At 56.6% G+C, this 12390-nt stretch carries 13 protein-coding genes and 1 pseudogene; 8 read left to right on the top strand and 6 right to left on the bottom strand.

What is annotated here, in order from left to right; translation table 11 throughout:
• Positions 1–8: 8 nt before the first annotated feature.
• Together BLV67_RS27260 and BLV67_RS27255 are read right to left on the bottom strand one after the other, a co-directional pair.
• On the bottom strand, positions 9–650 hold the full coding sequence (locus BLV67_RS27260; protein ID WP_069787410.1) for a response regulator: 642 nt from the start codon (positions 648–650) through the stop codon (positions 9–11).
• 29 nt (positions 651–679) lie between these two features.
• On the bottom strand, positions 680–2047 hold the full coding sequence (locus BLV67_RS27255; RefSeq protein WP_069787411.1) for a cache domain-containing protein: 1368 nt from the start codon (positions 2045–2047) through the stop codon (positions 680–682).
• 158 nt (positions 2048–2205) lie between these two features.
• On the opposite strand from BLV67_RS27255, the gene BLV67_RS27250 reads away from it, so the two are divergent.
• The 8 genes from BLV67_RS27250 (at position 2206) to BLV67_RS27215 (ending at position 8488) form a co-directional block, all read left to right on the top strand.
• A complete protein-coding gene (locus BLV67_RS27250; RefSeq protein WP_069787412.1) occupies positions 2206–4263 on the top strand; it encodes a carbon starvation CstA family protein in 2058 nt (685 codons plus the stop codon).
• A 12-nt stretch (positions 4264–4275) separates the two neighbouring features.
• Positions 4276–4476 carry a YbdD/YjiX family protein gene (locus tag BLV67_RS27245; RefSeq protein WP_069787413.1) on the top strand — a complete coding sequence of 67 codons (201 nt, stop codon included), beginning with the start codon at positions 4276–4278 and terminating at the stop codon, positions 4474–4476.
• 117 nt (positions 4477–4593) lie between these two features.
• The gene (locus BLV67_RS27240; RefSeq protein ID WP_069787414.1) at positions 4594–5169 is read left to right on the top strand and encodes a TetR/AcrR family transcriptional regulator; all 576 of its coding nucleotides are present in this window, start codon (positions 4594–4596) and stop codon (positions 5167–5169) included.
• A gap of 161 nt (positions 5170–5330) precedes the next feature.
• On the top strand, positions 5331–5885 hold the full coding sequence (locus BLV67_RS27235) for an OsmC family protein (protein WP_069787415.1): 555 nt from the start codon (positions 5331–5333) through the stop codon (positions 5883–5885).
• Between the two features lie 94 nt (positions 5886–5979).
• Positions 5980–6753: an SDR family NAD(P)-dependent oxidoreductase gene (locus BLV67_RS27230; RefSeq protein WP_069787416.1), complete on the top strand. Its 774-nt coding sequence runs from the start codon at positions 5980–5982 to the stop codon at positions 6751–6753.
• Between the two features lie 50 nt (positions 6754–6803).
• Complete coding sequence (locus BLV67_RS27225; protein ID WP_069787417.1) at positions 6804–7394, top strand: TetR/AcrR family transcriptional regulator; 591 nt, start codon at positions 6804–6806, stop codon at positions 7392–7394.
• A gap of 3 nt (positions 7395–7397) precedes the next feature.
• Entirely contained in the window at positions 7398–8096 is a 699-nt protein-coding gene (locus tag BLV67_RS27220; RefSeq protein ID WP_069787418.1) for a DsbA family oxidoreductase, read from the top strand.
• A gap of 62 nt (positions 8097–8158) precedes the next feature.
• The gene (locus BLV67_RS27215; protein WP_069787419.1) at positions 8159–8488 is read left to right on the top strand and encodes a thioredoxin family protein; all 330 of its coding nucleotides are present in this window, start codon (positions 8159–8161) and stop codon (positions 8486–8488) included.
• A gap of 95 nt (positions 8489–8583) precedes the next feature.
• On the opposite strand, the pseudogene BLV67_RS27210 reads toward BLV67_RS27215, so the two are convergent.
• From BLV67_RS27210 to BLV67_RS27195, 4 genes and pseudogenes are all read right to left on the bottom strand, one after another.
• Positions 8584–9392, bottom strand: a pseudogene (locus BLV67_RS27210) (DMT family transporter).
• Between the two features lie 304 nt (positions 9393–9696).
• Positions 9697–11526: a glutathione-regulated potassium-efflux system protein KefC gene (gene kefC, locus BLV67_RS27205; protein ID WP_069787420.1), complete on the bottom strand. Its 1830-nt coding sequence runs from the start codon at positions 11524–11526 to the stop codon at positions 9697–9699.
• 1 nt (position 11527) lies between these two features.
• A complete protein-coding gene (kefF, locus tag BLV67_RS27200) occupies positions 11528–12049 on the bottom strand; it encodes a glutathione-regulated potassium-efflux system oxidoreductase KefF (RefSeq protein ID WP_069787421.1) in 522 nt (173 codons plus the stop codon).
• A gap of 110 nt (positions 12050–12159) precedes the next feature.
• Positions 12160–12378, bottom strand: a complete 219-nt coding sequence (locus BLV67_RS27195; protein WP_069787422.1) for a tautomerase family protein — start codon at positions 12376–12378, stop codon at positions 12160–12162.
• Positions 12379–12390: the final 12 nt, after the last annotated feature.

Here is a 12390-nt window from a genome sequence, read left to right as displayed (position 1 = left end):
TGCGATGTTCATTCTCGACTGCGCGAGACGAGCCCGTGGTCCAGTGCGTATTTTGCCAGCGCCGCTGGTTTGTCGATGTTGAGTTTGCGCCGAATACTGAGCCGATGGGTTTCAACGGTGCGCACGCTGATGTCCAGATCGCGGGCCATCTCTTTGTTGTTCATGCCCTGAACCATCTTGTACAAAACCTCGCTTTCGCGAGGGGTCAGTTCTTTGTCGGTGTCTTTGTCGGCGATGAGCTTTTGCGCGATGTCTGCACTGTAAAAGGTGCCGCCACTGGCGATGGCTTCAATGGCCGCGATGATTTCCCTTGAAGGGGAGTTTTTCAGCACATAACCACTGGCACCGCAGCGAATGGATTCGCTCACGTATTCGAAATTGTCGTACATGCTGAGCATTAGAATCTTGAGCGCAGGCGAATGTTGTTTGAGCCGGCGAGTCAGTTCAAGGCCGTTCATGTCCTTCAAACCGATATCCACCAGCAACAGGTCCGGTTGGCACTGTTCGACCAGATTGAGCGCCTCGTGACCGTTCTCGGCCTCGCCGATCACCTCGACGGTGTCCACGATGGCGAGCAACGCTTTAATGCCGTCGCGAACCAGCGAGTGGTCGTCGACCAATCCAATACGTATGCGACCTGGCACTTTCATCGATGTGTTCTTCCTGTTGGGTGACGTCATCAAACGGTATTGTTCCCGGGTTTTTTCATCGGTAACAGGACGTCCAGTGTGGTTCTGCCTGGTGCTGAAGTCAGCTGCAGCTGCCCCTCCAAATGCTCGGCGCGCTCGCGGATATTGCGCAGGCCAATGCCATTGTGGCGGCGCAGAACCTGGAGCACGTTGAACCCGACACCGTCATCCATGATCGTCAACTTCAACTCCAGGTCCGTCGCCAGCAGGGTGATCGAGACGTGCGTGGCGTGGGCATGCCGCTCAATATTCATCAAGCCTTCCTGCAGGATCCGAAACAATGCGTCTGCCACCCCTTGCGGCAGTGGGTAATCGATGCCCTCACATTCACAGCTCACTACCAGGCCGCTGCGTTGTTCAAACTCCCCGGCAAGCTGATCGATGGCGGCCGGCAGGCCCAGGGTGTCCAGCAGTGAAGAGCGCAGGTCATGGGAAATACTGCGCACTTCGCCAATCGCGCTCCCCAGCCGCAGCGTGGCTTCCTTGAGAATCACCAAACCCTTGCTCGGCTCCGGCCCCTCAAGTACATGCCCGGCCAGTTCGAACTGGAATTTGATCGAGACCAGCAACTGACTGATGCCATCGTGCAACTCGCGGGAAACGCGGGCACGCTCTTCTTCCTGCAGACTGACGATACGCCGGTTCAGGCGTTGCAGTTTCTTGTCGGCCAGGCGGTGCTCACTGACGTTGAGCGTCATGCCGCTGGCAAATACCAATAGCACCGCCACCAACGCCACGGCGGCAATGGCCAGCATGGTTTTGCGAATGCCCTGGGCGACCTCGTCGCGTGCTTGTTGGGTAGCGCGTTCGACATCCTCCAGGTAAATACCGGTGCCGAGCATCCAACCCCAGCGGTCGAGCATGACGACATAGGCAAGCTTATCGGTGACCTGGCCGGAGGAGGGCTTGTTCCAGGCATAACGCTGAAATCCCTCACCGGATCGGGCAGTTTTGAACAGCGCCTGGATAACCGGTAGCCCGTGCGGATCTTTCATGTCCCACAGGTACTGCCCCACCAACTCCGACTGACGCGCATGCATAAGGCTGCGGCCGTCGCGGTCGTAAACGAAGAAGTAACCATTGATGCCAAAGCTCAGCTTGCGCAGTTCCTCAAGCACTTGGCGTTGCGCCTGCTCGTCGCCTGCGCCGTCGTTATACAGCGGCGCGATCAGACTTTGCGCCATGGCTACGTAGTTTTTCAGTTCTGCACGTTTACTGGCCAGGATGCTGTCTTCAATCAGGCGGGCTTGTTGGTCACCTAACTGGCTATTCAAAGAGATGACCAACGCGCAAATAACCGCGATGGCCAACACTAACGGCAGTATCCCGAGTGCGACGATTTTATGTTTGAGTTGCATCGCGACTCCCGTGCGTCTCAGTAAAACTACGTAGACGCCTGCGTAGTAGTGCGGATGTATTTGTTGTCGGTGTGCGGGGATATTAGCCAGCGCCGCGTAGCGGACACAATTATAAAAATTATCGTCGCAGCTTAATGGCTGTCGACAGGAGACACGCAATGAACCGTCTGGCTAAACACCTCGCCTGGTTTGCCGTGGCTGTCCTGGGTGCGTTTGCGCTGAGTGTCGTGGCCTTGCGCCGTGGCGAAGCGATCAACGCACTGTGGATTGTCGTCGCGGCAGTCGCTATCTATTTGGTTGCCTATCGTTACTACAGCCTGTTTATCGCCAACAAGGTGATGCAGCTCGATCCCGGTCGCGCCACGCCGGCCGTCGTTAACAACGATGGCCTGGACTTTGTTCCGACCAATAAACACGTACTGTTTGGTCACCACTTTGCGGCGATTGCTGGTGCGGGCCCTTTGGTCGGCCCGGTACTGGCGGCGCAAATGGGTTATTTGCCTGGCACGCTCTGGCTGATTGCCGGCGTGGTGCTGGCCGGTGCGGTGCAGGACTTCATGGTGTTGTTCATGTCGACACGGCGCAATGGCCGCTCGCTGGGTGACATGGTGCGAGAAGAGATGGGCCGCATTCCCGGCACCATTGCACTGTTCGGTTGTTTCCTGATCATGATCATCATCCTCGCAGTGCTGGCGCTGATCGTGGTCAAGGCCCTGGCCGAGAGCCCATGGGGCATCTTCACCGTAATGGCGACCATCCCGATCGCGATGTTCATGGGCATCTACATGCGCTACATCCGCCCGGGCCGCATTGGTGAGATCTCGATCATCGGGGTGGCGTTGCTGCTGGGGTCGATCTGGCTGGGTGGGCAGATTGCCGCTGACCCGGTCTGGGCCAAGGCCTTCACGTTCACTGGCATTCAAATTACCTGGATGCTGATCGGTTACGGTTTCGTCGCGGCGGTACTGCCGGTTTGGCTGATCCTGGCGCCGCGTGACTACCTGTCGACGTTCCTCAAGATCGGCACTATCGTCGCGTTGGCGATCGGTATCCTGATCACGATGCCCGACCTGAAAATGCCGGCATTGACGCAGTTTACCGACGGAACTGGACCCGTGTGGAAGGGCGGCCTGTTTCCGTTCCTGTTCATCACCATAGCCTGCGGTGCGGTATCCGGCTTCCACGCGCTTATTGCCTCGGGCACCACCCCCAAGTTGCTTGCCAGCGAAGGGCACGCCCGCTATATCGGTTACGGCGGCATGTTGATGGAGTCGTTCGTGGCAATCATGGCCATGGTTGCAGCGTCGGTCATTGAGCCGGGCGTGTATTTCGCCATGAACAGTCCGGCTGCTGTTGTCGGTGCGGATGCGGTAACCGTCGCTCAAACCATCAGTAGCTGGGGTTTCGCTATTACACCGGAGGCACTTCAGGCGGTTGCACATGACATCGGTGAAACCACGATTCTGGCCAGAGCCGGCGGCGCGCCGACGTTGGCCGTCGGCATCGCGCAGATCCTGCACCAGTTGCTGCCGGGTGAAAACACCATGGCGTTCTGGTACCACTTTGCGATCCTTTTCGAAGCGCTGTTCATCCTCACGGCGGTTGACGCTGGTACCCGTGCCGGTCGCTTCATGCTGCAGGACCTGCTGGGGTCGTTCGTCCCGGCACTGAAACGCACCGAGTCCTGGACCGCCAACCTGATCGCGACTGCCGGTTGCGTGGCCATGTGGGGGTACCTGCTGTACCAAGGCGTGATCGATCCGCTGGGCGGTATCAACACCTTGTGGCCGCTGTTCGGTATCTCCAATCAGATGCTGGCGGGTATCGCACTGATGCTGGCGACGGTTGTGTTGATCAAAATGAAACGCCAACGCTACATCTGGGTGACCATGTTGCCGGCTGTCTGGCTACTGATCTGCACCACCACAGCAGGCTTCATCAAGCTGTTCGACGCCAATCCGGCAATTGGCTTCCTGGCCCTGGCCAGAAAATACAGCGGTGCGGTCGCCAACGGTCAGGTACTGGCGCCGGCTAAAAACCTGGATCAAATGCAGCATGTGATCTACAACGCCTACACCAATGCGACCTTGACCGCGCTGTTCCTGGGGGTGGTGTTCAGCATCCTGTTCTTTGCGCTCAAAGTCGGTATTGCCGCCTGGGGCACGAAAGAGCGCACCGACAAGGAGGCTCCGTACCAGGCGGTGCCCGATGCATGACGGGAGCGCGCTATGTTCAATGACTTGAGCCGCCTGGGTAAGTACCTGGGTCAGGCTGCACGGCTGATGGTCGGCATGCCTGACTACGACACGTATGTTGAACATATGCAGGCCAAACACCCGGACAAACCGATGATGGACTACGAGACGTTCTTTAGGGAGCGGCAGGAGGCCCGCTACGGCGCAGGCAACGGTCAGACGCGTTGTTGCTGATCAATACGCCCAAGTACGCCCGATGCTTGTATCGGGCGTCCGCATAGGGGCTGTGTACTGTCAACTCAGGGATGACTGATTTATGATGGCCGATTGATAAAATCTGGATGCTTCATCATGAGTACACGTTCCGATCTTCTGAGCAGCGCCGAAATTCTGTTGCGTACCAAGGGCTATGCAGCCTTCAGCTATGCCGACCTGGCTGCTGAAATCGGTATCAAGAAGGCGAGTATTCATCACCATTTTCCGACCAAGGAAGGCCTTGCGATTGCCATCGTCGAGAGCTACCTGTTCCGCTTCAAAAAACAATTGGAACAGGTCAACGACGAAAACCCTGACATCGTCGGGCGCCTGAATGCTTTTGTGTTGATGTTTGCGCAGAGTAGTGAAAACGGCTTGTTGCCGCTGTGCGGTGCGCTGGCGGCTGAGTTAATGGCCCTGCCGGAGAGCCTTCAGGAACTGACTCGGCACTTTTTCGAAATTCATCTGGAGTGGCTTCAGGCCAATATCGCTCTTGGTCAGTCGAAAGGGGAACTCAAGGCTCAGTTGGACGTTAACAAGGTCGCCAGGCTGATCCTGAATACGCTGGAAGGCGGCAGCTTTGTGGCGTGGGCGATGAACGATCAGTACGAACAGGCTTCCGGTTTCGACTTCATTCTGGATGGCATGCGCACAGTATCAACGCATCACTAAAGCTTAAACAGTTGAAAAGCCTCGAGTATCGAGGCTTTTTTTTGCATGGAAATCGGCTGAGAGGTGAGTGTTAACGAAATCCTTGAATGAATACCAACTAGTTGGTAGGCTTGTTTGTATTCCGAGGCGATTGCCCGGTCCATCCGAAGAGGAATGTACACATGAGCACTAACTTGAATGGTATCGATGTTGCCGCACTCCAGCAGTTTGCCCGAGGCGTTGCCGAGGATGCGACCAAGCGCCATGCCAGCTTTAACGTCAAAACCCAATGGCAAGGCCAGACTCGTTCCGTAGCGAAGGTAAACCGCTACAGCCTGGCTGGCGAAACCTACTCCCGTAACTTCGAAATTGTTGCCGACGAGCCCAACGAACTGCTGGGCCAGAACACAGCGCCTAATCCCCAGGAACTGCTGATGGCGGCCCTGAATGCGTGCATGTCGGTCGGCTATGCCGCCAATGCCGCGATGATGGGGATCAAAATTCATAGCCTGGAAATTGAAACTGACGGCACCCTCGATCTGCGCGGCTTTCTGGGTATCGACGAAAGCGTCAACCCTGGCTACGACGAAGTCAGCGTCGTGATTCGTCTGCACACCGACGCCACCCGTGAGCGTGTTGAAGAACTGCATAACGTGGTGCTGAAAACGTCTGTGAACTACGCCAACTTCTCGAAAGCCATTCGTATGGTGCCGACTCTGGAAGTGCGTGAGAGCTGATTCGCCCGTCAAATATATCAAACCTTGCGTGCACCAGACGGACAGTTATTGCGCTGGTGCCGCCCTCACGAAACATAGATGTCCGGAGTCTGTAATGAACGATTACTTCAAAGGCAAAAAACTGTTGGTAGTAGGCGGCACCAGCGGCATGGGCCTGGAAACAGCGCGCATGGTGCTCAAGTCCGGTGGCAGTGTTGTCCTCACCGGCAGCAAGCAGGACAAGGCTGACGCAGTGCGCAACGAGCTAAGCCCGCTGGGTAACGTGTCGGTGATTGTGGCCAACTTGATGACGGAGGAGGGCATGCACACCGTTATTAAGGATATCAATGCCAACCACGCCGATATCAGCCTGATGGTGAACTCTGCGGGGATCTTCATTCCCAAGCCGTTCACCGAGCACGACGCTGCCGAGTACGACATGTACATGTCCCTCAACCGTGCGACGTTTTTTATCACTCAGGCGGTGGTCAAAAACATGCTTGCTGCCAAGCGTGAAGGCTCGATTGTCAATGTCGGCTCCATCGGCGCACAGGCTGCCCTGGCCGGTTCGCCAGCCTCGGCCTACTCGATGGCGAAAGCCGGCCTGCATGCACTGACACGCAACCTGGCGATTGAATTGGCACATTCGGGAATTCGAGTCAACGCGGTTTCGCCAGGTATCGTGCACACCTCGATTTACGAGGGCTTCATGGAAAAGGACGCGATCCCGGAAGCGATGAAGTCGCTCAATGCTTTCCATCCGTTGGGACGTGTTGGCGTGCCAGAAGATGTGGCCAACACGATCCTGTTCCTGTTGTCGGACAAAACCTCATGGGTGACCGGCGCCATTTGGGATGTGGATGCGGGTGTCATGGCCGTGCGCGCCTGACTAAACGCTAGCCAATGATAAATGGCTGAACGCTGGCCCAGGAGGCTCGGATGTCTATCACGACCAAAGCCGCGTTGTTGAATGCCGCGGAAGCACACATGCGCTCCAAAGGCTATTCAGCGTTCAGCTATGCCGACCTCGCCGCTGAGATCGGCATCCGCAAAGCCAGTATTCACCATCACTTCCCCACCAAGGAGTGCCTGGGGGCGGAGCTGATCAAGGATTACATCCAGCGCTTCGAAGAAACGCTGGGAGCGATTGAGGCCGTGCATGCCGATCCGCTGTTGCGGCTGCGCGGTTTTTCTCGGCTTTTCGTGATCAGCGCAAATGATGGGCTGCTGCCACTATGTGGTGCGTTGGCAGCAGAAATGGCGGCGCTGCCGCTGTCACTGCAAGGGCTCACTCGGGGCTTCTTTGAGTCCCAACTTCATTGGCTGCAAAGCACCCTCAGTGACGCAGTCCGACAGTACGGCTGGACGTTGGACAACCCCCTTGAAGCCTACGCCTTCATGCTGCTGGGGGCGCTGGAGGGCGCAAGCCTCATTGATTGGGCGTTAGGCCGATCCAATGATCCGTTGGCGGGCTTCAATCATTTGCTTGAAACGCTCGCAACGCGGTCTTCACTTATGCGTGCAGGATGAGTTATGCAAACCCCTACGAAACAATACGTCGTCGATATATGGTCCGATTTTGTCTGCCCTTGGTGCTGGATCGCCAAGCGCCGTTTTGAAAAAGCGCTGGAGCAATTCAGTGGCAAAGACAATGTTCAAGTCAATGTCAGGGCTTATCGTCTGGCCGCCAATCACGCCCCGGAGCCTATGGTCGCGGCACTCAAGCGCAAGCTTGGTAACCCGCATTCTGCCGATGCAATGATGGATGCCGTAACTAAATATGGCCGCTCCGACGGGCTGGATTATCGGTTTGGCACCATGTCGTTCGGCGATACGGCCGATGCTCATGTGCTGGTCAAGGCGGTTCAAGACCCCGTGGTGAAAAAGCGTCTCGTGGAAATGTTGTATGAACAGAGCACTACCCATGGGAAGTCGCTGTTCGACCGCAGCAGCCTGGCGTCAATCGCCCGCGCCGCCGGTGTGTCGGATGCATCCATCGAGCTGGCGTGGTCATCCGTTGAACTGCGCGTAGAGATGGAGGAAGACGAGCATTTTGCCGCGCAATTGGGTTCCGGCGTGCCGCTGTTTGTATTCAACAATGAATTCTCCGTATCCGGCGCTCAACCTGAGGCGGCGTTTCTTGAGGCGCTGAACAAGATGCAGGAAAAGGCGCGAGTCGATGATGATGTTTTTACTGGCCAGGTTTGCGGCATTGATGGTTGCAAAGTTTGATCAACATTGAATAGTCAGCGCTCTCGGGCGCTGTCTTGCGTAACCTTAAACATGAGATCCTGATGAACCGTATCGTTGAGTTGAGTGCCCCACAGTTCGCCCGCTTTGTTGCCAAAGGCAGCAGCGTCGTGTTGTTTTCGGCCTCCTGGTGCAAGCCATGCCAAGCGATGAAACCCGTGTTCCATGCGCTTGAGGAAAAGCTTCACGCACTGTCTACCTTTGGAAAGATTGATGTCGCAGTGTCCCCCACGATTGCGCAAATGTACGGTATCCGCGCGGTGCCTTCCTTGGCGGTGTTTCATGAGGGCCGGCTATTGCGGGTGATGCCCGGCTCCCGCTCGATTGGTTCAATGAAAAAAGCGATTCTCGAGTTGCTGGAAGAAGCGGTTTAAGCCGGCAGTATCTGTCTCAGCTGCGCTTTATACCGCTGAAAACTGATCACGCCTAAGATTTCCCGCAATGCAGTTAATGCTATCTCCCGGGCCACTTATTCACGGGCCGACTGCCTGGCGCTTAGCACCAGTCCAATCCCTCCCAATACGGCCAGCGACGTCAGGATCAAGCGAGATGTGAGCGGTTCATCCAGGATGAATACGCCGGCCAACGACGCCAATATGGGCACACTCAACTGCAGGGTCGCCGCTCGAAACGATGACAGTGAGCGAAGGGCTGCATACCAGATGGCATAGCCCACACCTGACGCCAGAGTCCCAGAGACTATCGCGTACATGACCCCTGGCATGTCGATCTCTGTGTCAGAGATAAACGGAACTGTCGCAATCAACATATGGGTACAGCGCGCAGGAAATTGCCGGCTGTAGAGGCCAGTGGGTCATGTGCACGCTTGCCAATGAGCGAGTATGCGGCCCAAGCAACGCCAGACAGCAGCATGATCGCCGCATTGCCCGGTGCGGGGGCGCTTGCGCCGGGTAATAACAACGCGATGAGGCCGCCAATTGCCAGGGCAAGTCCTGCAAGTGCAGTACCTTGCATCCGCTCGCCATGCCAGTACCCGAATCCCAGCATGGTGAGTTGGACCGCCCCAAACAGCAGCAGCGCGCCGGTGCCCGTGTCCAGATTCAGGTACGCGTATGAAAAGGCAAAAGCATAGATAAACAGGGTGAAACCGCCCAGCCATGTGCCGGCAGGGCGTTCAGTTCGGCGTTTGATAGCCATGATCAACCAGAGCATGATCGCTCCGCTGAGTAAGCGAATCAGGGTAAATGAAGCTGGATCATTTTCGGTATAGCGAAGCGCAAGTCGGCACAAAACGGAGTTGGCGGCAAAGGCAACCATCGCCAGCCCAGCAAGCAGCGCCACGTGTCGGGTGGTTGATTTATTTGGCGCTTTGGATGGGGGCGTCACGGTGTTCTCCAGAGAAAAGTCGATAGAGGTCTGCAACCATGTGTTAGGCCACCTGCGACACGTCATTGTTTGAACATAGTGGATTTGAGGCAATCAATTGCGCGGTACCACCCCTGGCGGTATTCCACCAGAGACGTCATCTGGGGGCATGCCAAGGTCTCACTCAGTCGCGCCCTGAAAAAAACGCACAGGCGTAGCGTGAACAAGCGCGCTGACCGGCGCTTGTCCTTTGCGCTCAGTCTGTCCGACGTGCCTGCGTTGTCGGTTGAGATTTGCCCGGCCCGTTATCAAAAGGATGGGCGAGGTCTTCATTGAAGATGTCCGTCAGCAGCGCATTGGCGCGTTTATAGGCATCGTATTTGTACTCGGTGTCTTCCAGCGGTTGCGCAGCCATTTCCTCGAGCATCGCCAAGTTCAGACGGCGAAAGCGATCCGCACGCTCACGAGCTTCGTAACGTCCGACACCCAACTGCTCCAGTGCTTTGCGCCCCAGGGCCAGCGCGCTCTCAAAGGTTTCCCGCTCCACCGCTTCAATGCCCATCTGGCGCAACATAATGATGTGCCCCATGTCGCGGGCACGAACCACCAGTTTCAAGGACGGGAAATGTTGCTGGACCAACTTCGTGAGTGTCAGGTTATCGTCTTGAGCATCAATGGCGTTGATCAGCACCAAGGCCTTGTCGGCTCCGGCGGCATGCAATAAGTCGAGGCGGGTAGCATCGCCGTAGAAGACCTTGACTCCGAACTTGCGCAACGTCTCGATGTGGTCGGGGTCATGATCTAACACGACCACTTCAAACCCGCACGACATCAACAGGCGTCCCGCGATCTGACCGAAGCGACCGAAGCCCGCAATGATGACCCGAGGATTGCTCTGGTCGATCACATCTGCTTCCCGGTTGCCTTGTTTGTTTGCGGACTCCAGGCGATTGAGCACGAGGATCAGCAGGGGCGTCACGCACATGGATAACGCCACCGCCAACGTCAAGCTTTTACCCCAAGGATCGACCAGGATGCCGGCTACCGTTGCGGCCCCGAACACAACGAAGGCGAACTCGCTGCCCTGGCCGAGAAATACCGCTTGCCATGAGCGCTGCTCTGCCGGGACATTCAGGAAACGGGCGAGGAGTCTGATCGCCAGCAGTTTGATTAGAATAAAACCCAGGGTCAGCGTAATGACGGTCAAAGGTGCATTGATCAGCGTGCCGAAGTCGATCGACATGCCCACACCTATGAAGAATAACCCGAGCAATAAACCCTTGAACGGCTCAATGTCACTTTCCAAGGCATGCCGGTATTCCGAACTGGCCAGCAGTACGCCGGCGAGAAAGGCGCCCATGGCCATGGACAAACCAGCCTCTTCAAGCAGCAACCCGAACCCGAACACCAGAAACAATGCCACCGCACTGAAGATTTCACGCAACCCCGAGCGTGCCACGAAACGCAGCACCGGGCGCGAAACGTACTGCCCCAGAAGCACCACCGCACCAATCGCACCGACGATTTTTGCAATGGACAGGGCCAACTCGGTACCGGAGGGCGTGCCGCCATTGGCGGCCAATAGCGGGATCATTGCCACCAGGGGAATCGCGGCGATGTCTTGAAACAACAGCACGGCAAAGCTGCTGCGGCCGACGGCGGTGGATGTCATGTTGCGTTCGTTCATGGCCTGCATGGCGATCGCAGTGGATGACAGACTTAATGTCAAACCCACCAACAATGCAGCGGTCCAGTTCAATCCCAGGGCGGCGCAAAATCCGGCAATCGCCACCCCGCATACCAGCATCTGCAATGCCCCCCCGCCGAACACCATTCGACGCATCGCCCAAAGGCGCTTCGCATCGAGCTCCAATCCAATGATGAACAGCATCAGCACCACGCCAATTTCAGCAAAGTGCAGGATGGATTCCACGTCCGTGACCAGCTTCAGGCCCCAGGGACCAATGATGCAGCCGGCCAGCAGATAACCCAGCACCGGCCCCAACCCCAAGCGCACGGCGAGCGGCACAATCAAGGCTGCCGAGCCCAGGTAAATGAGCATTGCAATCAGGCTATGCGTCTCCATATCAATCTTCCTTCCAAGAGGCCAAACGGGCGCTGTATTGACGTACTTGAGGGAGTAGAGCGCTCTCGTCGTCGCCGTATGAACCATGTACAGCAACGGGAGGTAACCAGCGCATCTGGCAGTAGCTGGCAGTTGCGTGCAGGGGTTGGGCCAGCACGTCAAAGCCTGGATGCCCGCCGATGTTGAAATGGTCGTGATCACCGCCAGTGGTCACGGCCCACATTATGCGCTTGCCTTTGAGGGCCGTAGCGTCTGTGCCATAGGCCCATCCTTGAGTGAAGACCTTGTCAATCCAAAGTTTTAGCAGAGGTGGGTAGCTGTACCAGTAGAGGGGGTGTTGCAGCACCAGCAATTGCGCCTGTTCGACGGCTTGCTGCTCCGCTTCGACATCAATGTTGAAGTCGGGATACAGGTCGTAAAGCGAACGGATGATGACGTTCGGATTGTTGGACGCCAACGTGAGCATCAACGCATTGACCTTGGATTTTTCAGGGTAGGGATGGGCGTAAATGATCAAAATCATGGAGGCGTTCTCCAGCAAACCAGGTGGACCTTCAGAACGGTAAAACTCCCGGCCGTTGAGCAGGCAAGTGCTCAACAGCCGAGAGTCGCTGAATGTAAAGCTGCAACGGTTTACTGACCGGCTTGCAGCTTCAAAACCTCCTCAGCCGTTATAGGTTTACCGGCAATCCCCCAATCTCCGCTCTTGACCTCTTCGAAGATGACCCACGTGAGGGCGCGCATGTTCTCACCTTCCACTGAGACCATGGCGTCGGTTACTTTGCGAATAACCTCGGCTTTTTGCTCATCGGTGAAAACGCCTTCAATGCCTTTGATGGTCACGAGTGGCATGGTGTGCTCCTT

The sequence above is a fragment of the Pseudomonas salomonii genome, from assembly GCF_900107155.1.
Lineage (GTDB): Bacteria > Pseudomonadota > Gammaproteobacteria > Pseudomonadales > Pseudomonadaceae > Aquipseudomonas > Aquipseudomonas salomonii.
This window is presented reverse-complemented; position numbering and strand designations above follow the sequence as displayed.

Coding starts and splice junctions, on each gene's coding strand:
- BLV67_RS27260 (WP_069787410.1), bottom strand. CDS start 650: ATGAAAGTGCCAGGTCGCATACGTATTGGATTGGTCGACGACCACTCG.
- BLV67_RS27255 (WP_069787411.1), bottom strand. CDS start 2,047: ATGCAACTCAAACATAAAATCGTCGCACTCGGGATACTGCCGTTAGTG.
- BLV67_RS27250 (WP_069787412.1), top strand. CDS start 2,206: ATGAACCGTCTGGCTAAACACCTCGCCTGGTTTGCCGTGGCTGTCCTG.
- BLV67_RS27245 (WP_069787413.1), top strand. CDS start 4,276: ATGTTCAATGACTTGAGCCGCCTGGGTAAGTACCTGGGTCAGGCTGCA.
- BLV67_RS27240 (WP_069787414.1), top strand. CDS start 4,594: ATGAGTACACGTTCCGATCTTCTGAGCAGCGCCGAAATTCTGTTGCGT.
- BLV67_RS27235 (WP_069787415.1), top strand. CDS start 5,331: ATGAGCACTAACTTGAATGGTATCGATGTTGCCGCACTCCAGCAGTTT.
- BLV67_RS27230 (WP_069787416.1), top strand. CDS start 5,980: ATGAACGATTACTTCAAAGGCAAAAAACTGTTGGTAGTAGGCGGCACC.
- BLV67_RS27225 (WP_069787417.1), top strand. CDS start 6,804: ATGTCTATCACGACCAAAGCCGCGTTGTTGAATGCCGCGGAAGCACAC.
- BLV67_RS27220 (WP_069787418.1), top strand. CDS start 7,398: ATGCAAACCCCTACGAAACAATACGTCGTCGATATATGGTCCGATTTT.
- BLV67_RS27215 (WP_069787419.1), top strand. CDS start 8,159: ATGAACCGTATCGTTGAGTTGAGTGCCCCACAGTTCGCCCGCTTTGTT.
- kefC (WP_069787420.1), bottom strand. CDS start 11,526: ATGGAGACGCATAGCCTGATTGCAATGCTCATTTACCTGGGCTCGGCA.
- kefF (WP_069787421.1), bottom strand. CDS start 12,049: ATGATTTTGATCATTTACGCCCATCCCTACCCTGAAAAATCCAAGGTC.
- BLV67_RS27195 (WP_069787422.1), bottom strand. CDS start 12,378: ATGCCACTCGTGACCATCAAAGGCATTGAAGGCGTTTTCACCGATGAG.